This is a genomic window from Acidovorax sp. NCPPB 3576, from assembly GCF_028473605.1.
Lineage (GTDB): Bacteria > Pseudomonadota > Gammaproteobacteria > Burkholderiales > Burkholderiaceae_C > Paracidovorax.
Genome location: NZ_CP097267.1, coordinates 3,429,980 through 3,452,465, shown reverse-complemented (window position 1 = coordinate 3,452,465; position 22,486 = coordinate 3,429,980). Strand labels below are relative to the sequence as shown.

Annotated in this window: 21 protein-coding genes; 4 read left to right on the top strand and 17 right to left on the bottom strand. The window is 63.5% G+C overall.

Annotated elements, in window-relative coordinates; translation table 11 throughout:
• Positions 1–37: 37 nt before the first annotated feature.
• A complete protein-coding gene (locus M5C98_RS15925) occupies positions 38–1,027 on the top strand; it encodes a DUF2169 family type VI secretion system accessory protein (RefSeq protein WP_272548417.1) in 990 nt (329 codons plus the stop codon).
• Between the two features lie 12 nt (positions 1,028–1,039).
• Here the strand turns inward: M5C98_RS15925 and M5C98_RS15920 are convergent, their stop codons facing one another.
• The 11 genes from M5C98_RS15920 to M5C98_RS15870 all read right to left on the bottom strand — a co-directional run bounded on the left by M5C98_RS15920 (position 1,040) and on the right by M5C98_RS15870 (position 11,773).
• Positions 1,040–1,483 carry a hypothetical protein gene (locus M5C98_RS15920; protein ID WP_272548416.1) on the bottom strand — a complete coding sequence of 148 codons (444 nt, stop codon included), beginning with the start codon at positions 1,481–1,483 and terminating at the stop codon, positions 1,040–1,042.
• A gap of 13 nt (positions 1,484–1,496) precedes the next feature.
• The gene (locus M5C98_RS15915) at positions 1,497–3,809 is read right to left on the bottom strand and encodes a type VI secretion system Vgr family protein (RefSeq protein WP_272548414.1); all 2,313 of its coding nucleotides are present in this window, start codon (positions 3,807–3,809) and stop codon (positions 1,497–1,499) included.
• Positions 3,810–4,053: 244 nt separating this feature from the next.
• Complete coding sequence (locus tag M5C98_RS15910) at positions 4,054–6,933, bottom strand: conjugative transfer ATPase (protein WP_272548413.1); 2,880 nt, start codon at positions 6,931–6,933, stop codon at positions 4,054–4,056.
• On the bottom strand, positions 6,933–7,367 hold the full coding sequence (locus tag M5C98_RS15905; RefSeq protein ID WP_272548412.1) for a TIGR03751 family conjugal transfer lipoprotein: 435 nt from the start codon (positions 7,365–7,367) through the stop codon (positions 6,933–6,935). Before M5C98_RS15905 ends, M5C98_RS15910 begins: the two co-directional genes overlap by 1 nt.
• Positions 7,348–8,799: a TIGR03752 family integrating conjugative element protein gene (locus M5C98_RS15900; protein WP_272548411.1), complete on the bottom strand. Its 1,452-nt coding sequence runs from the start codon at positions 8,797–8,799 to the stop codon at positions 7,348–7,350. The genes M5C98_RS15905 and M5C98_RS15900 overlap by 20 nt, the downstream gene beginning before the upstream one ends.
• Entirely contained in the window at positions 8,789–9,697 is a 909-nt protein-coding gene (locus M5C98_RS15895) for a TIGR03749 family integrating conjugative element protein (protein ID WP_272548410.1), read from the bottom strand. The genes M5C98_RS15900 and M5C98_RS15895 overlap by 11 nt, the downstream gene beginning before the upstream one ends.
• A complete protein-coding gene (locus tag M5C98_RS15890; RefSeq protein ID WP_272548409.1) occupies positions 9,694–10,386 on the bottom strand; it encodes a PFL_4703 family integrating conjugative element protein in 693 nt (230 codons plus the stop codon). Before M5C98_RS15890 ends, M5C98_RS15895 begins: the two co-directional genes overlap by 4 nt.
• Complete coding sequence (locus M5C98_RS15885) at positions 10,383–10,778, bottom strand: TIGR03750 family conjugal transfer protein (RefSeq protein WP_442867187.1); 396 nt, start codon at positions 10,776–10,778, stop codon at positions 10,383–10,385. The genes M5C98_RS15890 and M5C98_RS15885 overlap by 4 nt, the downstream gene beginning before the upstream one ends.
• A 10-nt stretch (positions 10,779–10,788) precedes the next feature.
• On the bottom strand, positions 10,789–11,163 hold the full coding sequence (locus M5C98_RS15880) for a TIGR03745 family integrating conjugative element membrane protein (RefSeq protein WP_272548407.1): 375 nt from the start codon (positions 11,161–11,163) through the stop codon (positions 10,789–10,791).
• 17 nt (positions 11,164–11,180) lie between these two features.
• Entirely contained in the window at positions 11,181–11,414 is a 234-nt protein-coding gene (locus tag M5C98_RS15875; RefSeq protein WP_272548406.1) for a TIGR03758 family integrating conjugative element protein, read from the bottom strand.
• Complete coding sequence (locus M5C98_RS15870; protein ID WP_272548405.1) at positions 11,411–11,773, bottom strand: integrative conjugative element protein, RAQPRD family; 363 nt, start codon at positions 11,771–11,773, stop codon at positions 11,411–11,413. Before M5C98_RS15870 ends, M5C98_RS15875 begins: the two co-directional genes overlap by 4 nt.
• A gap of 409 nt (positions 11,774–12,182) precedes the next feature.
• On the opposite strand from M5C98_RS15870, the gene M5C98_RS15865 reads away from it, so the two are divergent.
• The 3 genes from M5C98_RS15865 to M5C98_RS15855 all read left to right on the top strand — a co-directional run bounded on the left by M5C98_RS15865 (position 12,183) and on the right by M5C98_RS15855 (position 15,767).
• Positions 12,183–13,676 (top strand): hypothetical protein, encoded by a 1,494-nt coding sequence (locus M5C98_RS15865; protein ID WP_272548404.1) that lies wholly within the window; start codon positions 12,183–12,185, stop codon positions 13,674–13,676.
• A 111-nt stretch (positions 13,677–13,787) separates the two neighbouring features.
• Positions 13,788–14,285 (top strand): restriction endonuclease, encoded by a 498-nt coding sequence (locus M5C98_RS15860; protein WP_272548403.1) that lies wholly within the window; start codon positions 13,788–13,790, stop codon positions 14,283–14,285.
• A 195-nt stretch (positions 14,286–14,480) separates the two neighbouring features.
• Positions 14,481–15,767 (top strand): hypothetical protein, encoded by a 1,287-nt coding sequence (locus M5C98_RS15855; protein ID WP_272548402.1) that lies wholly within the window; start codon positions 14,481–14,483, stop codon positions 15,765–15,767.
• Positions 15,768–16,703: 936 nt separating this feature from the next.
• Here M5C98_RS15855 and M5C98_RS15850 read toward each other — a convergent pair.
• The 6 genes from M5C98_RS15850 to M5C98_RS15825 are packed head-to-tail and all read right to left on the bottom strand — an operon-like array spanning position 16,704 to position 22,480.
• Entirely contained in the window at positions 16,704–17,453 is a 750-nt protein-coding gene (locus tag M5C98_RS15850; protein WP_272548401.1) for a TIGR03747 family integrating conjugative element membrane protein, read from the bottom strand.
• Positions 17,450–19,621, bottom strand: coding sequence for a type IV conjugative transfer system coupling protein TraD (gene traD / locus M5C98_RS15845; protein WP_272548400.1), 2,172 nt, complete (start codon positions 19,619–19,621; stop codon positions 17,450–17,452). The genes M5C98_RS15850 and traD overlap by 4 nt, the downstream gene beginning before the upstream one ends.
• A gap of 10 nt (positions 19,622–19,631) precedes the next feature.
• Positions 19,632–20,174, bottom strand: coding sequence for an integrating conjugative element protein (locus M5C98_RS15840; RefSeq protein ID WP_272548399.1), 543 nt, complete (start codon positions 20,172–20,174; stop codon positions 19,632–19,634).
• 19 nt (positions 20,175–20,193) lie between these two features.
• The gene (locus M5C98_RS15835) at positions 20,194–21,153 is read right to left on the bottom strand and encodes a phosphoadenosine phosphosulfate reductase family protein (protein ID WP_272548398.1); all 960 of its coding nucleotides are present in this window, start codon (positions 21,151–21,153) and stop codon (positions 20,194–20,196) included.
• Positions 21,150–21,764, bottom strand: a complete 615-nt coding sequence (locus tag M5C98_RS15830) for a transglycosylase SLT domain-containing protein (protein WP_272548397.1) — start codon at positions 21,762–21,764, stop codon at positions 21,150–21,152. Before M5C98_RS15830 ends, M5C98_RS15835 begins: the two co-directional genes overlap by 4 nt.
• Positions 21,749–22,480: a TIGR03759 family integrating conjugative element protein gene (locus M5C98_RS15825; RefSeq protein ID WP_272548395.1), complete on the bottom strand. Its 732-nt coding sequence runs from the start codon at positions 22,478–22,480 to the stop codon at positions 21,749–21,751. The genes M5C98_RS15830 and M5C98_RS15825 overlap by 16 nt, the downstream gene beginning before the upstream one ends.
• Between the last annotated feature and the right edge of the window lie 6 nt (positions 22,481–22,486).

Sequence of the window (22,486 nt, the reverse complement as noted above, 5' to 3'; positions counted from 1 at the left end):
GGTTGGGATCAGGCCAAAAACAGGAGGGAGACATACGATGCTGGAGAATTTGACGCCTTTTGCCGTACAAATCCTTCCCGGTTACGGGGTGGACGGCGGGTTGCAGAGGATCGTGGTGGTCAAGGCCACGCTGGATTTCCGGTCGCGGTTGGTGACGCAGGGCAAGGGGTTGCCGATCCTGCGGGGCGATCAATTCTTTGATGCGCCGGGCATGGAACGCGTGGTGCGCTTCGAGAGCGATTTGGTGCCGTTCAAGCCCCGGGTGGACGTCATCGTCAACGCCGTGGCCTACGCGCCAGGCGGCAAGCCCGTGGCGTCGTTCGATGCCGGTCTCCAGATCGGCCGCGAGTCGCGCACGGTGCGCGTCTTCGGCGAGCGCGTGTGGCGCAAGCGGCTGGGGTTGTTCCCGGTGGCGGTCGAACAGGCACCCGCGCTGCGCGTGCCTGTGGCCTATCACCTGGCCTACGGCGGTCAGGACCCGGCCGATGCGCAGGCCTTCGCACCGGGCAATCCGACAGGCCTGGGCTTCAGTGCAGGCCTGCCGCCCGATGGTTTGCCGCTGCCACGGCTCGAATGGCCGGATCAGTTGATCCGCGCTTCCGGCGACACGCCGGTGCCGGCCGGGTTCGGCTGCTTCGGCCGCACCTGGCTCCCGCGGCGCAAGCTGCTGGGCAGCTATGGACCGGCGGAGTTGCAGGCGCCCGGTATCGTGGGGCGGATGCCCCAATCGTTCGACCCTGCGGCCTGGAACTGCGCGCATCCGAGGATGCAGTTTTCTTTCGAGCAGGTGAAACCCGGCACATCGATCCAGTGGGTCCACTTGAGTGCCCAGGGCCCGTCGCAGATCACCCTGCCCGACATCCGGCCCCGCGTGTACTGGACGGCGGACGGCAAGAGCCATAGCGCGTCCCCGGATTTCGACACCGTGACCATCGAGCCCGAGCATGGCCACTTCGCATTGACGTGGCGGCATGCGCTGCCGCAGGGAGAGCAGGGACGGGCGGACGGGGTGCAAATCCATCTTTGAGGAGCCAGCGGATCAGTTGATCCGGACTTCGGCGGCGTCGATGTCCACGAGATCGCGCGCGTCGTGCTCGATGGTGAGGGCGACGATGCGGGCCAGGCCCTCGGCGGTGAGACGCAGTGTCGCGGAGCCAGCAGCGAGCGTGATCGACTGGTGCGACTGCAGCCGGATGGGCCGGTCGTCCCAAGGCACCGCCGCTGAGGGGCTGAGAACGGCGGTGATGACGGCACGGCCCTCGCCGGTGCGCGTCAGCAGCACTTCGTCGCCGGGCACCAGCAGCGGCAGCATGACCCCCACGCGCGCCTCCAGGGTTTCGGTCCCCAGCACCACGGTGTAGGTGTCCTGCTGCGCAGTGGCGGATGACACGGTGGCTTGCCACAGGTGCACGGTGCCCGCAGGATCGGGGGAATCGCCCGGGGATGGCGCGGTGGGAGGCGCAATGGGTTGCACGATGGCCATGGCGTGGCTCCGGTTACGTGGGGTTGACGTTGGTGTTCGGCGACGCGACGGTGACGCTGGAGCTACCGGCCACGTTGATGGTCTGCCCGTTGATCTGCACGGTGCCGTCGCTGGTCATGCGCAGTACGGCCTTGCCGCATTTGATCTCCATGGCGTCGCCCACGGTCACGGACATTTCCTTGCCGACCGATAGCGTGCGCACCTCGCCGACCGTGGTTTCTGAATTCTTGCCCACGGTTTCGGTGTAGTTTTCCGTGGTGCTGTCGGTGCGGTCTTTACCAACCTTGCTGGTTTCGCTCTGCCCCACGGTCACGGAACGGCTCAGCAGCACGTTGGTACTCTGCGTCAGGCCCACGTTGACGATCATGGCCGCGCCCACGTTCACGTTGTAGGCCGCACCGATGTTCATCATCTTGGCCAGCCCCACGTTCTGAAGGTAGGCCAGGCCCACGGTCTCGGTCTTGAAGCTGCCGACCTTGATCGACCAGTTGTTGCCGATCTTGTCCTTCTCATTGCGACCGATGGTCTTCGTCCGGTTCTTGCCGATGCTCACCGTTTCGTCGATACCGACGTCCTCGCGGCGGTTGTCCCCGATGCTGATCTTCTCGTCGTGGTCCACCCGCTCCGTGCGGTTGTTGTGGACCGTGATGTCCTCATTCCGGTCCACCGTCTCGGTGCGGTCGCGGTGGATCACGTTGGTCTCGTCCCGGTCCACGGTCTTGCGCCGGTCGTTCCCGACCCACTTGTCCTCGTCGTTCTCCACTTCGGTGAGCTGGTCCTTTTGCGCATGCAGCCACAGCTGTTCGGCCCCGGCCTTGTCCTCGAAGCGGATGGCGTTGGCGTCACCCGCGCCGTTCTTCAATCCGTCGCCGAACGCCCCGCCCTTGCTCGACTTGGTCTTGATGCCGGATTGCGTGGCGTTGCCCGGCAGCGCCCACGGCGGCATGTTGTCGGCGTTGTAAACGCAGCCGGTGATGATCGGGTAGTCCGGATCGCCATTGAGAAAGTCCACCACGACTTCTTGGTTGATCCGGGGAATGAAGACGGCCCCGAACCCGGAGCCCGCCCAACTGCTCGATACCCGCACCCAGCAACTGGAGTTCTCGTTCATGGCCCCGATGCGGTCCCAGTGGAACTGCACCTTGACGCGTCCGTACTGGTCGGGCCAGATCTCCTCGCCGGGCGGCCCCACCACCACGGCGGTCTGCGGGCCGGTGGTGCGCGGCTTGCGCGTGGTGCGCTCAGGGGTGTAGGGCAGGCTGGTGGGCTGCGCTTGCAGGGTGAACTTCTGGAACGAGCCTTCTTCCTGCGGTGTGCCCTTGGGGCCGGGGGCGGCGGCGCTGACCTGGGGGTTTTCCTTGAAGTGGTATTCGATGCCGGTCAGCAGATATTGCTGGTTCTGGTCTTCCCGCGGATAGTTCTCCAGCGTGAAGGTGTAGCCCGGGGCCAGGGCCCGGTGGCGCGACTGGCCCCGGACGGTGCTTTGGCCGGTCAGGCTCGATTGCAGGCGCACGCGGGCATAGGCCTCGCCGTCGCCGAACTGGGTGTAGCCGCCCGGCCATTCGTAGATTTCGTGGGCGTCGTGCGCGTGGCCTGGCGGGGTCTGGCGCATGTTGGACAGGTCGGCCCGGGGCTTCTGGAAGTCGTAGTCGTCGTTGTAGTGCCGCCCGGAGTGGATGGCCTGGTGCAGTTCCCAGGCGTGGATGTTCTCCTTGTCGGCAACGGCGGCTTTTTCGGGGGGATAAAACGGGATGACCGCCGCCCCGGGCAGCGGGCTGTGCGAGGCGACGATGTCGTCGGCCAGGATCAGGGTGTGCTGGCCTGCGGCATGCTCGAAGTAGTAGTACGCCCCTTCGTGCTCCAGCAGCCGGGACACGAAGTCGCAATCGCTCTCGCCGTACTGCACGCAGTAGTCCCAGCTGCGGTAGCTGCGGGTGAGCTTCTTTTGCAGCGGGTAGCCGTATTTTCCGAGGACCTCTTCGACGATCTCCGGAACGGTCTTGTTCTGGAATATTTTGAAATCGGTCTTGCGGGTGGCGAGCCACAGCCAGGGCTGCAGGCGCAGCCGGTAGGAATAGGAGCGGTGGTCCTCGCCTTGCATGCCGAAGCGGGTGACGATGCCGTCCAGGTAGCGCCGGCCGCCGCCCTGCGTTTCCACCACGACCGTGGCGTTCTTGCCCAGGAGTGCCTTCGGGTCGATGCTTTTGCTGTCGCTCAACAAGTCCAGGTCAAGGCAGAACAGTTGGCTGATGGCTTCCTTGCCCTGCAACTGCCGGAACTGCAGTTGCTCTCCCAGGGGCGTTTGGATCGTGACGCGGCGGGTCATGTTTTGCAGGCCCGTGTATCGGACCGTTACATTGAAATGGCCGCGATCATATCCCGACAGATGGAATATCGAGCCATTTCCCCCTTGCGCCAGACCTGTCTAAATGCGTCGAAGCGTAACTATTCCGCCAGTTTGATGCGTATTGTCACAATTGACCCGAGGTCGGTGGTCGATCGGGTGGGACGTTGAGTGCGGCGGTGCGCCTTGTCGGGGCGCTCTGCATGGGCTCTGCCATCCGCCAGTTTCAGTCCAGCGCATCGAACGCCAAAGGTTCGATTCCGCGCGCGCGGTCGATCTTCTCAGCCACTTTGAAGGCGGCCTCCAGTTCGCTGATACCGAACTCCTGCATCAGTTGGAAGCGTTCGGCTTTTTCCTCCGGCTCGGTCATCGCCAAGGCAAGGTACAGGCTGGGCGGCACGGCACGGAAGAGCAGTTCCATGGACTTTGACAGGATCACGCCCTCGGTGAACTTGCCCGCCTCCTTGCGTGCCGACAGCATCAGGGCCTTCTGGGAGGCGTTCAACTCCCGAAACCGTGCGATCTTCTCCACCTCGTCGGGCGGCATGGACAGGCAGATCCACCACTCGATCATGTTGAGCATCGGTTCCGCCGCCTTGGGCAGATCGTCCAGGTTTTGCGTCGCCAGCCAGTACCAGGCGCCGAGCTTGCGCCACATCTTGGTGATCTTCACCACATAGGGTGCCAGCAGCGGGTTCTTGGTGATGACGTGTCCCTCGTCGGTCACGTTGATGATCGGCCGGCCCAGGAACTGGTCGCGCTCGGCAATGTTGTTCACCGTGTTGATGAGCGAGATGTAGGCGATCGACAGCTGAGCGTTGTAGCCTTCGCGGGCGAAGGTGGCGAGGTCCACGATGGTGATGTCGGCCTCGGGCCACGGCGTGCCTGGCCGGTCGAACATTTCGCCATCCACGCCCTGACAGAACATGTCCATGGCATCGGCCATTTCGAGCAATCGCGTGCGTCGGCTTTCCGGCAAGGTGCTGTCACGGCTGCGCTCTCGCAGCGCATCGCGCACGTCGCGCGTCAGTACGTTGCGCCGCTCACTGGTACAGCGCTGCGCCGCATCCAGAATGCATTGGCGGATCAGGCTGCGGTCGGCGCGCGTCATGCGGGCCTCCTCCTTGTCCTCGCCCCCCGTGATCATCAGGCGGGCGGTGATCTCCAGTTCGCCCAGGACGTCGCGTTGTTCGTCGTGATCCGCGGCATGGCCCCGTTCTTCCCTGTCCTCGTCCAGTGCATCGGCGTCCAGGGTCTGCACCTGGCTGGGTGTATCGACCAGGCGCCAGGCATCGGCAAACGGAGCCAGGCTCACGCCCGAGCCCGGAGACAGCTTGACGCGATGCACCGTCAACCCGAGCCGCTTGGAAAAGTCGCCGAACAGGCCGAAGCTGTTGCCCGCTTCCACGATGAACAGCCGTGGCCGGTAGATCGCGGTGACCTGGTTGAGGATGTTGTTCAGCGTGGCGCTCTTGCCCGAGCCGGTCGGGCCGAACAGGAACAGGTGGGCGTTCATCTGCCGATCAAGGCGGTTCAGCGGGTCGAACGTCACGGTCCCGCCGCCGCGATTGAAGAAGGTGATGCCGGGGTGGCCCGTCCCCTGGCTGCGGCCCCACACGGGTGCCAGGTTCGCCGCATGCTGTGCGAACATCAGTTGCGTGTACCACTGACGCTGATCCTTGGCCGGGTCATAGACGCACGGCAGCCAGCGCAGATAGCTATTGAGCGGTGCCACCTCGTCCTCTTCGCGCACCGGCTGCAGGCCCACGTTGAGCAGCACGTTGCCCAGGTGCACGCCGCGCGCGTCCAGCTCGGCCACATCGTGTCCCCGAAGGTAAAACGCCATGGAGGCCCGGTAGAGCTTGTGCGAACTGCCGATCAGGCCGCGCGCCTGCCGCACGTCCTTGAGCGTCTGCTCCGACGCCAGCGTCTCGCCGACCGCCTTGCGGGCGATCTGGTTGAGATGGGATTCCAGAATGTCCTGCGGCGTCACGACCAGCGTGAGGCACATCACGGTGTCCTCGGGCATCTGGTCCATCAGCGCGTTGATGGCATCGCCGCCCTTGCGGGTCTCCCCGGTGACGTGGCCCGTGGCGGGCGGCAGGCGAAGCCGGTCCAGCACGATGGTCCGGTGCGGCATTGCGTCGAAATACCAAAGACCGTTGTCGGCATCCGATCGCGGCTGGCCGAAGAAGAGGCGTTGCGCGAAATCCGTGCCGCTCGCCATCTCGATCTCGCCGGGATCGGTGGATTCGGGATAGGCCGCAAGGCGGTAAAAGCGCTCGCGGTCCTCGGCGCTCGGACCCAACAAGGGCGGGCAAGGGTTGAACCAGCGCAGCAGCCATGCATGGATGTCCGCAGCGGCCAGGCGGCGCGATTGCACGCCGGCATTGGACAGGCCACCGACCAATCGCTCGCAGATCACGTTCAGCGCCTGCTCCGGTGACTGGCCCCTGCGGGCCGCGGTCTGGTGGACACGCCGATAGGCGACGAGGCGCACGCGGCGGGTCTGACCGCGCCAGGGCAGGCGCGTGACCGTGTGGTCCTCGAACAAGCCGCCCGGCTTGGCCACCGCCCGCAGATGATGGGCCAGGAACCGCAGGTAGAACGCGCTGAAGGCGGTCCCTTGCGCACGCGGCTGCACGTAGTTCTCCAACGTCTGCAGGTAGTGGTGCCAGTCCGCCTCGTCCTGCACGTAGAACTGCACCACCCACGGCGATTCATCGAGTTCATCGAAACTGTCCTGAAGCGCGTTTTCTACGGCATCGCGCGCCTGCATCAGCCAGTCGGCCTCGCGGCCTTCCGTGCCGATCGGCTGCAGCTCGAAGAACGCGGCCACCGAGGTGCCATCCTCCAGCAGCATGCATTGGGAGTCGGGCAGGTACTCGGCCCAGGGCAGCATGTCGGCAAACGATGGGGTCACGTCGTAGAGCGCCTGCTCGTCGGCGACCGTCGCAGGGCGCGTTGCCCGGCCGCGCGGCTTGCCCGGCTCGGCGATGCCTTGCGCCGCCAACGCAGCGACGTGGCGCTCCCAGGCATCGGGCGGCGGCGCGTCCGCGCCAGCGTCGGGTGCGGCTTGGCGATGGCGCTGGAAGGGCCACCGCATCAGTAGTCCTCGGTCCGTTCTCCGGGCATCGCGTACTGCACCCGCTGGTACAGCGGGAACACGGTGGTGTAGCCCGGAATCGGCACGGGATCGGTGCCCGCCAGATGGGGGAACACGTACATCGCCAGGTCGGGATTGGGCAGGCGGTGGAACTGCCGATCGATCTCGTTGCGCGCCGTGCGGGTGTAGCTCGCCTGGCCCGCAGGCGTTGCCTTCACATCCGCCTCGGTGAGCGGGCGGCGCAGCGACTGCCGGGCGTCGAGCAATTGCCCGGCCTGTCGGCCCGGGCCCGCGCTGCCGCCGGTTTCCGCGTTCCAGACGTCGAGCATGGTCTGGTCGTCGTGGGGAAGGAGTTTTTCCTTGCTGGTCGAGCAGCCCGCCAGCGCGAGGGCGGCGAGCAGCGCCGCCATGCCGTTAATCCAGGTCCTGCGCATGCAAGGCTCCTCCGAGGCGATGATCGACCTTGCGGCCCTTCGGGTCGTAGTCGATGGTGAGGGGTTGTTCGAGGTGCACGGCCACCTTCGCGCCGGGCCGGACATAGACGGCAGCGAAGGCCTGGCCGTAGAGCTTGTTCACCCACTGCGACATGTCCTGCACGCCGCCGGCGAGGATGCGGCCCATCGCCTCGTTGCCGGAGATGCCGACCGTGCCCAGCGAGCCGTTGTTGTTGGCGACGACCGCGACACTGCCATTGTCGGATTTGATCAAGGAGGCGACACCGGCTCCCGCTGCGGTGATGAGCGATTGCGTCCCCAGATACTGCTGTGCATTGCTGCGCCGTTCGCCGCTGACGCAGGGGATGCCGTAGGGATCGCTGATCCAGCCCAGGCCTTCCCGCGCCCCATTGCTGTCGGCATTGCCATTCCCTTCCCCCGTGCCGTTCTGCTGTCCATTGCCGGACCCGCGCCCGCGATCCTGCGGCACGGTGCGGATGGTGCCATCGGCGAAGACGAAGGTGACCGAGCGGATCTGGCCGCGCACGCATGAAAGGGTCCAATCGCCGGAGGCCGTGCCGCTCACCACGGCCCCTGCGACGTCGGGAATGTCGATGCCGTTGGCCGTCAGGTTGTCCGGCCCGATCAGCACCTTGAAGGGATAGGGGTCGTTGACGGTGCCATCCACCGGCACACGCCCGATCAACGCGGTCATCGCGATGGAGCCCATCAGGGTGGCGTTGGTCGGTACGGTATAGACCGGCTTGGCGGTGGAGACGTCTGGCGTCTGCCCGGCAGGGTCCGTGGTGTGATCGGCGGACGCCCCGTTGGCCTTGTCCATCCCGAACCGGGTGGGGAAACTGAAATTTTGATCGGACACGCCGCTCTTTTTGTCGCGGCGCGCATCGTCGGGCTCGATCCAGCGCATGCCTTGCGCGCCGGGGGCGCCCTTGGCATCCGGCTCCAGTCCGAGACCGACCGGCAGGTCGGCATCGCCGCTTTTCCCGGCCAGCCCCTCGATCTGGCGCTGCACCTCCTGCAGCAGGCCTTGCGCCTGCTGGCGCTCGCCTGCGACCTGATCGCGGTCGGTGCGCAACTGGTTGCGCTCGGCGTCCAGCGCGCTCTGGATGCGCCGGTCGATCGCGCCCTCGCGCTGGCGCAGCCGCTCGTTCTCGGCCTGCTGGGTCTTGTTGTCCGCCAGGGCACCCTGCAGTTCGGTGCGCAATTGCTTGACCTGGCCGACCAGGGTCGCCACGGTGTCGCGCGGCGTGTCGGCATCGATGCCCAGGGTCTTGGCCTCCTCGGCGGTCAGCCGGGTGCCGGGCGGGCGGGGCGACGACGCGCTGCCGCCGGAGAACAGCTGGATGCCCGCGAACACCAGCACCAGCGCCAGCGGGACCATCAACCACTTGAGCAGGCCATTACTTTTCATGGGAGGCTCCCTGCGGGCGCTGGGCCGGTTTCGGAAGGTTGGCGGCGGCATCGATCCGGCCGATGGCGGGCAGCAGCGATTGCGCAAGGCCATGCCCCTTCGTCACCAGATAGACGACCGAGGTGTCGTCCGGCTGGCCGGCAGGCCCCAGTGTCCCGTGCTGAAAGGTGGCCGTCACGAAGTCGCCCACCAAGTCCCGTGGGTCCAGGCTGAACGTGCGCGGGGAGCCATTGCTCAGTTGCACGGCCGTGACCCACAGGTCATCGAGCCGCCAGGCCGCCAGGGCCCGCGCCCGCACCGGGACGGTCGGCAAGAGGGTCTCCAGCGCCAGGTGGCGCGGGAGGTTCACGCGCGTGATACCGCTCAAGGGCTCGACGGTGCGCAAGGGGGCATAGAGGTTCTGCGCGGCGTACCGGGTCAGAACGACGGGGATCGGCGTCTCGCGCGGCGTGCGGGGCGATGATCCCGGCCCTTCGGCGGCATCCTCGATGGTTGCCGCGGGTTTTGCATCGCCGTAGCGCACGGCGGCGGCATCGGCCTCGACGATGCGGACCGGCTCCAAGGCCGGCTGGCCAACCCCGGCCGTTTCGGCGGCGACATCCAGCAGGATGAGTGCGCCGGTATCGGCGTCCTGCAATTGCAGCCGGGTGGGTTCGATCGGTTCGCTGGCACGCAGATAGATCGCGCCGCCCGCGCTTTGCACCCGCAACCGTCCTTCCAGCGATGCCGGCACGCCCACGCGGATATTGCGGTCGATGAAGACGACACGCTCCTGATCGACATGCAGCGGCACCGCCAGGGGCAGCCGCTCCCAGCGCAGGATTTCCAGCGCCTGCGCCGGGGTGGCCAGGTAGGCTGCGGACAGCAGCAGGCCGATGGACCAACGGGTGTGTCTCATGGTGTCTCTCCCAAGGCGCCACCGAGCACACCCGAGGGCCGGCCAGGGGCGGGCGCAGGTTCGGGCGTAGCGATGCGTTGTGGCGGTGTGCTGTAGCAATCCAGCGCCAGCCCGAACGGGTTGCGTTCGGGATCGATGTCCGAGCGCGCGACCTTGAGCGGGTAGCGCACCAGCGCGCGCTTGACCTGTTCCGCCCCGAAATACTCGTCGGCGGTCACATCCAGCGTGACGAGCCAGTCCCGTTCGGACACGGTTTTGACGCGCAGCGCGGGATCGCTGCCATAGCCGCGCCCCGGAATCTCGTAGATGCCGCGCACGCGCTGGCGCAACTCGCCCGCCGCGCGGCGCAGTTCGTAGTCGTGCAAAAGGAAGTCCTGGCAGGCCGGCGTGAGGTAGGGCGACAGCGCACGGATGTTGCGCGCATAGTCTTCGTCGCCATTGGTCGGCCAGCGCTGGAGCTGCTGCCAGATGTAGAACGTGAACGCGTACACGCTCTCCGGTGGAACCTCCCACCATTTGCGGGTGCTGCCCGACCGGAGGTCCGGTGGCACATGGATGGTCAGGTTGCGCGGCGAGCTCCACCAGCCCGCGCCCATCACCAGGGCGATGAGCAGCAGCGCGCCAGCGCCCAGGCGCAGGGTCTGGATGTGTGCGCGCAACTGCGTGATTTCGTTCTTGAACCGGCTCACGTCGTGGTCCTCCGGGTGCACCACCAGCCCGAGCGGATCACCAGGCCGTCTCCCCCGAACAGCCAGGCCAGCGCCGGCTGGTGGCGTGCGATCCACCACTGCATCTGCCGGTACAGCCAGGTATCGGGCCGACCGCGCTTGTGACGACGCAGGACACCGCCGCCGACGAACACGCCGACCGCGATGGCCAGCACGATGGCGGTGGGCACGACGGCGATCGAGGCGGCGAGGAGGGCCAGCGGCACCCCCATCGCAAACCCCGCCGCGCCCGACATTCCGGCGCAGACCCACAGCTCGTCGGCCGTGAGGCCCCGGACCACCACGGGATGGCGGTTGAGCCGGTGCGGGAGGAATGCGACCGTGCCATCGGGCCGGATATCGTGCTCGGCCATGCCCATGCCCTCACAGAATCCCGGTGGCCTTGGTGAGCAGCCAGATGCCGACCACTAAAAGCACCGCACCGACCGCCACGCTCAATCCGAACTGGCCCCAGGTCTTGCGGCCGTTGTGGATCTCGGCGTAGGTGCCGTAGGCGTGGTAGCAGACACCGATGAACATGGAGGCGACGACGAGCAGTGCCACCAGCATCACGATGTCGTAGGCGTAGTTGCGCAGCGTTTCCATGATGCCGCTGCCCGCGCCGCGGGTGGGGTCCTCCAGCGTGGGCAACCCCTGGGCCTGCGCGAATGACGACAGCAGCAGCGCGGGAATACTGGCCCGCGCCGAAAGGCGCACGGGCCAGCGGAGGAAGGAACGATGGGAGGGGACCGGATTCATGGTGTCCTGCCTTTGCGTCAAGAGAGAAGGAAGAAAGTCAGCACGAGGTACATCGCGACGAAACGCATCGCGACACCGAGGAACTGACGCTGGGAAATTCGTTGCTCCGACCAGCCGACATAGGCCGTGCGCAATGCCCACACGCCCCACAGCAGCAGGATGGCGAACACGGCCCCGACCAGCAGGCCGAGGGATGCGGAGGCGTCGAAGCCGCCATTGGCCTGGAATGCGGACAGTTGCTGGGCCGTCATCGCTCGCGCTCCTGCCCGGCGTCCTGGCGGTAGTCGCCGGAGAGGGCAGCCGGGTCGCGCGGCTGGGCGCGCTGCGGGCTGAGGTAATCGCGGATGCCGGCCCGCACACGCTGCAGATCGGCGTTCAGGCGCGGGTAGTCGAAGCGGTATCGGGCGGGAACGCCGGGCGCGGCAGTGGAGGATTGTCCGACGAGGCGATCGATCAGGTCCAACTGGCGAACGATGGCGGCGAGGCGATCGCGTTCGATCTCCGCGTCATCGGTTGCGGCGGCCTGGTGTGCCGCAGGCAGCAGGCTGACGAACAGGGCCGCAGCGAAAGTGGGTCGCCATGCCAGCGTCGATCTGTGGGTTCGATCCATCGTGCCATCCCGTCTGATGCGAATGGCTGGATGCTGCGGCGTGGTGGGAAAAAAGTCCGCAATCTATCGGAATTTTGGGACCACCACTTTGTTGAGCGACTCTTAAGGGGCAAGCCCATCGACATCGACCTGTGTCGGCATACGAATAAAGCCTGACAGGTTCCGTGCGGCGTTTCGTCCATCAAGTATCCTTCTCATTGAGATCAACAGCGCATGCGTGACGCTACGAACTGCCGCCTGTACTGCAGAAGCCAAGCCCACCCTTTCCGAATGCGATGGGCCTTGCCAGTTTGATCACTATTCCAACAACATGGTCCTGCTCGCGCCGCTTACCCTGGCTTAGGAAGCGAACAAGAGCAGGCATTCGGCGGAACAGTCCGGCGAGACTGGCTGCCATGAGGGAGGCGACATGACGAGATGGAAACGCGAGTTCGAGCAACACCCGTTCAAGCAAGTGTGGGCTGACCTAATGCTTGAGGCCGGAAAGCTGGAGGTTGACGACACAACTGTCGTGGAAGCCGTAGAAGAAGCGGCCCGCTTGAAGAAAGCCTTGGCATTCATCGACAAGATCATCAGCCATGTTGATCTGGAGTTGATCCCCCGGTCAGTGTGGAGCAATTGCGAAAGCCAGGCCCAGGCTTGCCTTAACCAGATTCGCAGTTTCTCAACCAGCAGGGGCGTAAATCATCTGGTGGCCGCTAACGAGAATGCCGACAACCTGCTGTCCTACGTAAGACCGTACATGGTGGCGCCAGAGCAAGCACTGGAAGCCATTGGAGTTGCTGTCAAGGCATTCTCTGATCAGGTGGCCAGCTACACGCGGTCATTTCAGGAACGAGGCTCGCACGCTCAAGCCGTGCTGGCCGCGGCGGAAGGTGATGCCCGGGCGCGGCTGAACAATATTGAAGCGATGGAGCAGAAGGCTCAAAATTTCGATGCCTACCTCTTCGAAGGCATCGATGGCAACGTTTCCATGGAGACCTTCGTCGAGCGTTGGTCTGAGAAAATTCAGAGTCGCCTTCAGGAAATCGACGCCTTGCACCTCAAGCTCATTCATGGGCCGGATTCGACATCCGCTCAGATTGCTGCGGCCGACAAGCAAATTCGCACCATCCACGACCAGCTTGATTCAATGCTGAAGGGAGTCAAAGCCGAATGCAGCGAACTGGGAGGATTCCATGATCGGATCTTCGGTACAAAGGCGAGCCTGGATGATGATCGTCGTGAGGGAGGCCTAAAAGCGGAACTGGATGACCGCATCGCTCAACTGACCAAGTTTGAAGCAGAGCATCGCACCAGACACCAAGCAATGTTTGACAAGATCGACTCATTGCTGCCAGGGGCAGCCAGCGCGGGCTTGGCCACTGCCTACAAGTCCATGAGGGACAGTTTCCAAAAGCCGATCTCAAGGTACACGCAGGCTTTCTATGCTGCGCTGGGACTTTTGTTCCTTGGTGGCCTGTTCATCGTTTCCGATTCCATCAGCATCATTCCGCTGGAAATCAAGCTTGTTCAAGCTCGTGACTGGCAGGACGTGTTACGCACCATGCTCACGCGCCTTCCTATCATCGTACCGGTGGTTTGGGTGGCAATCTTCTCGGCCACGCGTCGGAGTCAGTACGAGCGACTGCAACAGGAATACGCACACAAAGAGGCACTGGCATCGTCATACGAGAGCTACAAGAAGCAGTTGCAAGACCTGCAAGTCGACGCGGAGCAATTGCAACAGGTGCTGATCGCAAAGGCAGTCGACGCGATCGCGTACAACGCTTCCGTGACGTTGGACGGCAAGCACATGGAGAAGCCTCCCGCACTGCAATTGCTGGAGAAGCTGAGCCTCGACGACGTCAAGAAGATAATGGATATCGTGCGTTCAAAGGCTACGGCCGATGGCGTGAAATAGAGGTTACGGCGTCGTCTACCGTGCGGAAAAATCGAAAGCCACATACAACCCGAAATGCAGCCAGGATTAAGCGCTCAACTTCGAAGAGGGCGGCCGTCGATAAACGCCGATTTGTCTATTTCCGTCTTCGACGCGGATGGCTCTCAGATCTCCCTAATTCCATCGAGAGCGCTTGCCCGTGGCGGCATTGGCTACGTCTTCGAACGTTTTGCATGCCTCGACTACGAGCGCCGAGGTTACGTGGTCGAACAGCGATCATCACTGGGCTACCTGGATCGAGGCATCGATCTCGTCGCCGATGCTCCAGGAGAGCGCATTTTCGTACAGTGCAAATTCACTTTGCAGTCCCTCGGACCGAAGAAGATTGAGCAGCTGTTGTATGCCGCATCATCGTTTATCCAGCAGAACCTGATCGACGGGGCAAACTACTTCGACCTCGTCGTGCCGGCCCTAGAGATTGCCTTCCCACGGAACCGCCGTAACGGAGGCCGCAACGCTGCGTACGAAGCTTTTTCGGCTCGAAACCGCCTGCAGCGCAGTGTGGTGTTGCGCGTCGTCGAGGTGCCAATTGAACTGCCCGATGTTTTAGTGTCCGGTGACGGCGTGTAGCTGCTTCGTGCAGAGTTTGAGCTGGTGGTGTCTCCCTGAGAGTCGCTAACAAAACTGGGAACTTGCACGGCTGAGCAGCGTCATCGTGTACATGAAACGAGCCTTGATCAGCCAAAAAACTCTGGCAAAAACTCAAGCCACTGGTACTACAGCCGAAACCCTCGCCCAGATAAACGTGTTTAATATGGAATACCAATGCCAAGTTTCTCAATTGATTTAGCCGCAGAACGCATCGTCGAAAAACGTTCTCAGAACAATTTCGAGGAAGTTGTTCGATGCTTTGCCACAGGCTGCTATCGCAGCAGCATCGTGATGCTTTGGACCGTAGTCGTCTGCGATCTTGTCTATAAATTGCAAAACTTGCGTGACATGCATGGTGATGTGCAAGCGGACAGGCTGCTGAAGGACGTTGAAAAAAAGCAGCTTGATAATCCATCCAATCCGGAGTGGGAGCTCTATCTCCTGAATGAGGTCGTTGCGCGTACCAAGTTGCTGGAAGCGGCCGAGCATATTCAGTTGCAAGGACTGCAGAAACTCCGCCACCTGTCGGCGCATCCCGTTCTCACTGGAAGCGACCTTTTGTTTCAGCCGACCAAGGAGACGGCGCGTGCCAACATTCGCACCGCGTTGGAAGCAGTGCTTCTCAAGCCGCCGTTGTTTTCTAAGAAAATAGTACCCGCTTTGGTGGCAGATATTGCCACCAACAAGGCGCTGCTGATTTCAACCGGCAAGCTGAAGTCCTATCTGGAGGCCCGTTACTTCCCGAACATGCCCGAGGCGGTGGAGCTGGAATTGTTTCGGTCACTCTGGAAATTCTGCTTCAAGCTCAGGAATGTTGAGACTGACGCACATCGCGATATCAATGTTGTGGCGCTGGGTGTGATTTACGAGCGCAATCCCGCCATGTTCCGCACGGCGATGGACGGTGATCGGAGTTATTTCAGCAATGTTGGACCAGATCCAGAACTGCTCGAAGCGTTGATCCATTTCCTGGCGGAGCACCAGGCACTATACGGATCACTTAATTCTGCCGCCCATATTCTCCTGCAAGGGCAGGCTGCGGGAGACATCAACCTCAGAATCAAGTCCTGGTTTCAACACCCCCGCTTCGCTGCGCATCTTGCCGCATTGCGTTCCGAAACCGCCGATGCATTCGATGATGTCAGCGAACAAAGCTGGGCACTGCTTCTGGATGAATCAGCAAGCGAAGGTATGCTGCAAACTGCATGCGAAATAGCGATAAAAAACTATGGCGCTTGCGTCAATTATGATGATGCGGACAAACGGTTTGGGCGCTTCATCGCGCCAATTCTTGGCAAGGTTGATGCAGCCAGGATGATAGCGCTGCTGAAAGAAATCGACAAAAATTCGCAGATATATGATCGGCGTCGCGCCAAAATTGATCACAGGGAAGTGGTGGCTGCTGCGTCGAATTTGTCCGTTGATACGAGTGCCTATAAAAACTTCTTGGCGAACGTTTGATTGGCGTGTCGTGAGGGAACCTCTCAAAACTCCAGGCTGGACGCCGCTCTAGATACGGGAAATCAGATTGTAGATATTTTCGAGTTCGCGATGACGTCCCCCTAACGCATAGCATTACACACAAATATCTGATCCTAACAGCTTAGGAGCGAGAGTGCGCAGCCTGCTGGCGGGCGTGGCGTGGGAAAAATCAATAACTTACGCGCAAGCCATCGCTGCTCATACCTTTCGACTTGTGTGCAATGGGATCCCACTGATGGTCTGCGCCCTGTGCATCGAGGATTCATAAGCTGATGCACGGAGCGCAGACCGCTACTCATACCTATATGGATCGCCTCAAACATGAGCTATTGAGAAGTTCTCGTTTGTTCTCACTTTGCCGAACGGTGTGTTAGCCTTTTTTGAAACGGTACGCAGGAACGGATGCTGTTTCTTGTTCGAGCACATTCAACAGTAACTGACGTGCTAGTTCGTCGGTAAAGCTGGGTGGACACTCGACACTATATTGCGCGCATATTCCAATAAGCTCCTGCCGATCAAAATTTTCTATACACCAGTCAGGAAAAATTTCGTCCTCACTCGTCTCCACTGTAAGTGATATTGGTTTCAAATTAGGACCAAAATTGAGCCGTATTAGCCTGTTTCGTCGACTAAGTTGGGAGAACATGTAGCGCAAATATAAATTTTCAGCTGATTTTATTTCGATTTGCGAATGAAATTGCTCGACAATTCCCATGAACTCAGCGTGATGAGGGTAAGATGTACCTCTTATGTATTCCATAAAGTTCTCTTATAAAATGACTGTAATGGCATGGACGTTTGCTCTTTCCACTGCGGCGTCGTTGAAATCATCAACCTGACTATTTTAGGTCAAATGCCAATGCGTTGTTCGCGCGATTTATAACGCTTGGTCCATCCGATTGCACACAATTCTGACTAGAGGTATTTCTTGAAGCTGCCCACCGCGATGTTTACCGCCAACCCCAACAGCATCGCGCTGGGCAGCAGGATCAGCAGCGGGCTGACGCTCACGGGCAAGGCCAGATAGACAACCCAAGGCCATACGGCGAGCGGCATCACCGCAGCCTTCGCCCGGTGATAGACAAAACCGGACTCCCGGCCTGCGCCGAAGCGCCGGATATCCCGGCGCACCAAGCCATCCACCAGCCCGACGAAGGCGGCCATCAGAAAGAGCGGCAGGCTGAGCACCAGGACGAGCAGTCGGACGATGAACACCAGCAGCATGAAACCGCTGGCAATCAGATAGCGCTCCGTCCAGACATACACCTGGCTGATGTAGAAGCGGAAATCCCGATGGTTGCCACGGCTGGGCGCGCTGGCCTGCGCCGACGCATCGCGCATCCAGTCCACCAGACCGCTTCGCACGAAGGTCCACTCGTACCCTTGCTCGACCAGCCATCGGCCCGTGCGCCCCGGTTCCTCTACCAGCGCGCTGCGCGTGAAATGCCCCGACAACTGGTCCAGTTCGTCGTTCAGCATGTTCGATGCGTGCCGCCAGCCTTCTTCCGGCCAGAACAGGTGCATGCCGACGCATTCGATGGCGATGCACAGCAGCAGCGAGCCGCAGAGGACCCCGACGAAGCGAAACGGCAGCGTGATGATCTGGGCGACCAACCCTTGCTGCTGGTCCTGCTGGCGCCGCGCGGTCGTGGCCGGATCGCTCATGGTGCCGCCGCGCGCTCTTGCGCCTCGTCCGCGGCCATGTGGCGAAATCCGTCCAGCAGATCGGCGGGCAGGGGGGTGTCCTGCAGCCCGGCAAGTCCCTGGTGTTCCCACCAGTCGCCGGCCTCCACGTAGTGCTGGCGCATGTATCCGGCCAGTTGCTGGAGGTCCTTGGGCATCGCCTCGTCGGGATCGGGCTCTGGCAACGGCATCCGGATCTTCCAGAGATTGCCCCCTTCCAGCAACGCAAAAGCCTGGCCCTTCGGCAGGCCGACCACATGCGCCGGCTCGATCAGCGGCACGCTGGAGGTGGTGATACGGTCCTGCGTGTTGCTGGTGAACGCCGTCTTGCCATGGATGTCCGAGCTGTCCGTGGCACCGCTCATGACGGACGTGGCGTACACCTCCACCTTGGGCAACTGCTTCGTGAGCAGTTCTGCGGTGGCCGTCTCGCGCACCCGCAGCATGAACAGGTTGTTGAAGTTGCCCACCACCTGGCCGGCCTTGGCACGGTTGCCGATGCGCGCCTCGATGTCGGAGAGCGTCTGCGTGTAGGCGGTGACCTGGATGCCCGCACCACCACCCTTGTTGACCATCGGGATGAACTCGTCGCCCATGAGTTCGTTGAACTCGTCCGCATGCACATTGATCGGGATCTTCGTGTTCGCGGATGCGCCGGGCAGTCCATCGTCCACGCCGAACTTGTACAGATGCCCTGCGACCGACACCAGGTCGGAGAACATCGAATTGCCGACTGCGGCAGCGACCTCCGCATCGGACAAAGCGTCCAGGCCCACATAGACCACCGCGCGCTTTCGGATGATCTGCATCCAGTCGAAGATCGGCCGCGGATCGGCCAGGTCCGAATAGTTCGGGGCCAGCAGCTGCGCGATCTTGCCCGTGGTGAGTTTCTCCAGCAGCGGCAGCAGGCTTGCCACGATCTTGTCGAAATACGTGCGGTCGTAGCGCACGGCGCTGCGCAGGCCGTCGAGTACCGGATCGTAGGTCCGCACCTGGGACAGGTACTGCTCCAGCGCCACGACACGTTTTTCCCGACCGATCATGTTGCGGGGAATGTTCTTCTCGTTCAACTTCGCTTCGAGCTGGACGATGATTTCCCAGGCCTTCGGCTCGTTCCGGGCGAAGTAGTGCTGGGCATACTCGATGAACAGCGCATCGATGTTCACGACATGCCGCTGGATCAGCAGGTAGTCGGGGCGCTGGCCCAGTTCCACCAGCGCACGCGCGATGATGTTGACGAACCGCCAGGCGAATTCGCGGAAGGCCGCGCTGTTGCCCTCGCCGGACAACTGCCCGGCGATGCGGGTGGCGACCTCCGAGATCCGCCCGAAGCGGCCCACGGCGTTGTAGCGTGCGCTGATGTCGGGCCAGCCGAGATGGAACACATAGAACTCGCCCTCGCGGCCCGCGCGTTTCGCCTCGACGTACATGCGCTTGAGCAGATCGGCATCGCCCTTGGGATCGAAGACGATGACGACCTCGAAATCCCCGTGGGCATTGCGCCGGCGGATGTCCTGCGTGATGAACAGTTCGGCCAGGCGCGTCTTGCCGACCCGCGTGGTGCCCAGCACCAGCGAATGGCCGACCCGTTCACCCAGCGGCAGGGTCACGTCGGTTTCCTGCGGCTCGATCCCGTGCAAGCGCGGCATGCCGCCCACGGGCGGCAACGGGCGCGCGGGATTGAGCGGGTGATCCCATGCGGTCAGGCGTCCGATGGCCGACAGCGGAAACGGCGCGAACTCCAGGCGCGCCTCCACACGCCGGCCCAGGCGGTACAGGGCCGTGGGCTCGACGTAGCGGCGAAACTCCGGCCGGTAGGTCTGCATCAGGCGGTGGGTGTGCCGCTGGTCCCAGCGAAACCCCCGGCCGATGAAGAGCCGCTGCGAACTCACCGGAACCGCACGGCTGGTCATGACGTAACGGGGAAGGCGGCGGATGTTGCGGCGGTAGCGCAGGATCGCCAGGGCGTCGCGCAGGCGGATCGCGCCGAAGGCGAGAAAGGCCATCGCGGAACCAGCGCCCAGCCGAGGGCTCAGCGCAATCGCCCAAGGGGCCATCGCGCACAGCAGCGCGGCGCCCGCGCAAACCGCGACGGTATAGAGCTCCACGGCGGGCCGGAGCAGGACTTCCACCGCATGGGGCTGGGCCATGGCGACGGACTCACTGCTCGATGCCGGTCGCGGTGATCAGCACGGGATAGTGGCGCAGGCCGAGACGCCCGGCAAGATCGTTCCCGGACACGGGGGAAAGCGTCAGACCTTGGGCCTCCCGACGCAAAGCGGCCAGGGCCCACGCCGATTCGACGTTGACCACCAGACCCGTCGCATTCATCTCGCGCAGGGCTGCGCCGCGTTCGGCCAGCCAGGCCCGCGAGCGGTCGTCGTCGCCGATCACGAACATCGGCATGAGTCCTGGTGCCTGGATCACACGGCGTGGCTCGGTGCCCGGCGACAGGCGCTGCGAACGCACCGGCAGCATGTCGGCTTCGGAGAACAGCCGGGCCGGTGCGTTGGGCACGGCCGCGCTGGATGGTGATGGCGAAGCCTGCTGCTTGGGCGGCGGGCTCAATGCTTCATAGTAGGGCAGGGCCGAAGCGCCGCCCCGGTCCTCCACCACGGTCAATGGGGACTGGGCCAGAACCGGCAACGCACTGCAACACAGCAGGCAGGCCAATCCCGACCGGGCGGTGTATGAGTGTTTCATCGGAGGCTCCTTGTCGCGTTCATGGGTCGCTGCGCTCGCAAAGCGCCAGATCGGATTGGCAACCGCCCCCGCCCTGGTCATCGAAGAACATGTCGTACTGCCGACCGCCACGGCTGGTGCGGCTCCACTGCACCACGGTGCGGATGCCCGCATAGGTGCCGGGCCGCTCCACGTCCATGGGGTCTTTCACGGCGGGAAAAAACGTCGCGGCCCTGCGCTTGTTCGCTGCGGCCACGATGGCCTCCCATCGCTCGATGCGGTCGATGTGTGCTGGAAACCGCTCGGCAATGGATCGAAGCTCGCACTTGCGGCAGTTGACGCAGGGCATGCAGCCCACGCGACCCATGCCGTGGGCGTAGAGCGGGTTGGGCTCCAGCCCGTGGCGGCGATGCAGCGCCCACACGTCATCGACCGACCAACGGAAAATCGGGCGCCACACCATGCATCCGGTCTCATGGCGGTTCCAGCGCGGTTGCTGGGCCCGGTGGGCGCTCTCCTGTGCGCGGATGCCCAGCCACTGCAGGACCGGGCCGTTGCGCAGCATGGGGAACACCACCTGCAGAGTGATGGGCTGCGCTTTGAGCTCGAAGGTGCAGAACTGCGCCATCCGGCTCGGAAACCGTCCTTTGGAGATGCAAAGGTCGAGAAACGGGATGCCGGTGGGCTCATGCAATGCCGCGGCTTCCCGGACGATGTGATCGGCCACGCCCATGCGAGGCCATTCCCGCAGCACGAACGCGCGGTGCCGTGCCAGTTGCGCCGTGAAGTCGGCGCGCACGATCTCGATTTCCGGGCCACCCGTGCGCGCAGCGAGTTGCTGGATGAATGCATAGGTCCACTCATGCTCGTTGCCCGTGTCGGCGAACACGGCGCGAAACGCGCGGCCCGATTCGAGCGCCAGCAGGTAGGTGGCAGTGCTGTCCTTGCCACCCGAAACGTTGACCAGATGCTGGATGCGGGAGCCGTGGCGGCGGATCATCGGGGCGTCCTTTCCTGCCATCGCGCGCCGTGGTGCCAGCCCGCCAGGGCCGCTTGGGCTTGGGAGGGACCCAGGACGCGCGCCAGGTGCTTGCCGACGCTTCGGCGGTAGCGGGCGGCAGGCGCACCACCGGCCGGGCGGTGATAGCGACCCATCGCCATCAACCAGTCCTCGCCGGGGTCGTATTGCTCGCGCAGGATCTCGGCGGCGATCGCCAGATTGCGGTAGGGGTCGAGCAGATCGCAGGGCCGGTCGTAGCGGTGCTTCTGGTAGCCGAGGTTGATCTGCCCCAAGCCCGCGTCCACGCGCGTGGACGGCACCTCACGCAGCGCTCTTTGAAGACCGGCGCAGGCTTCGCCGCGATTTCCGAATCGCCGGGCGTCGCCCGCCACGTTCAGGGTCCAGGGCCAGGGCACCACCCGTCCGCCGCGTTGCCACCCGCTTTCCTGCAACGCGACCGCGTACAGGACCGCAGAGGGAATGTCGGCGCGCCGGGCGGCGATCTGGTAGGCGGGAGGCGGCATCTCCTGCGCCTGCGCCGCAGCGCTGGCAGCCCCCCAACTGGCGAGCAGGATTGCCATGGCAGCGAGCCGGTTCATTGGCGCTGCCATTGGCCGTCCACCTGTCGCACGACGGCGGGCAGATCGCCCGGCAGTCCCAGCGACAGCCAGCGGCCCGTGTCGTGGTTGAGGGTGATCGTGCCGGAGCGGACCTTGCCCGGATCGATGCGGGCCTGGCGGGCCCATTCGCGGATGCGGCCATCCTCGGCCCGGCTTCCCACCATGTAGAGGTCAAAGGGCGTCCCGGCCGATTGCAGTTGCTGCACCAGGGGCAAGCAGGGCGCGCAATCGCCCTTGACGAAAACCGCCAGTCGGGCCGCAGCGCCTGAGGTGCCAGGATGGGGGTTGGCACCGGGCAGGCTGACCCGCTGCGCACCGGGATGCCGGCGCTGCCAGGCGGCATCGTAGGCGCGCTGATAGACCAGCATCTTTTCCACGCGGCGCGCTTCCGCCTCGACCTGCAACTCGGCATAGCGGCGTCGCTCTTCTTCCGAGCGGGCCTCGATGCCGAGCGCCGACAGGGGGTCCAGGTGCGGAGAGTAGGTGCCCAGCGGGCCTTGCATCACCTCCCGAAAACGCGCCCAGTCCTCCACGCCAAGACCCCAGGTGCGGGCCTGCTGCTCATCGCTGAGCGCGGTGGCGGCAGGTTGCTCCCGGTCGGGCACCACGGGAGAGGGCCGCAGGCGGGCATCCTGCGAAAACACCGGCAGCACGCTGCCTGCCGACAGCCCGAGGGCCAACGCGATGCGGGTGGTCCAGTGTTTCATTCCATC

Bases quoted from the DNA above. Each gene is read 5' to 3' on its own strand.
- M5C98_RS15925 (WP_272548417.1), top strand. From the start codon at position 38: ATGCTGGAGAATTTGACGCCTTTTGCCGTACAAATCCTTCCCGGTTAC.
- M5C98_RS15920 (WP_272548416.1), bottom strand. From the start codon at position 1,483: ATGGCCATCGTGCAACCCATTGCGCCTCCCACCGCGCCATCCCCGGGC.
- M5C98_RS15915 (WP_272548414.1), bottom strand. From the start codon at position 3,809: ATGACCCGCCGCGTCACGATCCAAACGCCCCTGGGAGAGCAACTGCAG.
- M5C98_RS15910 (WP_272548413.1), bottom strand. From the start codon at position 6,933: ATGCGGTGGCCCTTCCAGCGCCATCGCCAAGCCGCACCCGACGCTGGC.
- M5C98_RS15905 (WP_272548412.1), bottom strand. From the start codon at position 7,367: ATGCGCAGGACCTGGATTAACGGCATGGCGGCGCTGCTCGCCGCCCTC.
- M5C98_RS15900 (WP_272548411.1), bottom strand. From the start codon at position 8,799: ATGAAAAGTAATGGCCTGCTCAAGTGGTTGATGGTCCCGCTGGCGCTG.
- M5C98_RS15895 (WP_272548410.1), bottom strand. From the start codon at position 9,697: ATGAGACACACCCGTTGGTCCATCGGCCTGCTGCTGTCCGCAGCCTAC.
- M5C98_RS15885 (WP_442867187.1), bottom strand. From the start codon at position 10,778: ATGGCCGAGCACGATATCCGGCCCGATGGCACGGTCGCATTCCTCCCG.
- M5C98_RS15880 (WP_272548407.1), bottom strand. From the start codon at position 11,163: ATGAATCCGGTCCCCTCCCATCGTTCCTTCCTCCGCTGGCCCGTGCGC.
- M5C98_RS15875 (WP_272548406.1), bottom strand. From the start codon at position 11,414: ATGACGGCCCAGCAACTGTCCGCATTCCAGGCCAATGGCGGCTTCGAC.
- M5C98_RS15870 (WP_272548405.1), bottom strand. From the start codon at position 11,773: ATGGATCGAACCCACAGATCGACGCTGGCATGGCGACCCACTTTCGCT.
- M5C98_RS15865 (WP_272548404.1), top strand. From the start codon at position 12,183: ATGACGAGATGGAAACGCGAGTTCGAGCAACACCCGTTCAAGCAAGTG.
- M5C98_RS15855 (WP_272548402.1), top strand. From the start codon at position 14,481: ATGCCAAGTTTCTCAATTGATTTAGCCGCAGAACGCATCGTCGAAAAA.
- M5C98_RS15850 (WP_272548401.1), bottom strand. From the start codon at position 17,453: ATGAGCGATCCGGCCACGACCGCGCGGCGCCAGCAGGACCAGCAGCAA.
- traD (WP_272548400.1), bottom strand. From the start codon at position 19,621: ATGGCCCAGCCCCATGCGGTGGAAGTCCTGCTCCGGCCCGCCGTGGAG.
- M5C98_RS15840 (WP_272548399.1), bottom strand. From the start codon at position 20,174: ATGAAACACTCATACACCGCCCGGTCGGGATTGGCCTGCCTGCTGTGT.
- M5C98_RS15835 (WP_272548398.1), bottom strand. From the start codon at position 21,153: ATGATCCGCCGCCACGGCTCCCGCATCCAGCATCTGGTCAACGTTTCG.
- M5C98_RS15830 (WP_272548397.1), bottom strand. From the start codon at position 21,764: ATGGCAGCGCCAATGAACCGGCTCGCTGCCATGGCAATCCTGCTCGCC.
- M5C98_RS15825 (WP_272548395.1), bottom strand. From the start codon at position 22,480: ATGAAACACTGGACCACCCGCATCGCGTTGGCCCTCGGGCTGTCGGCA.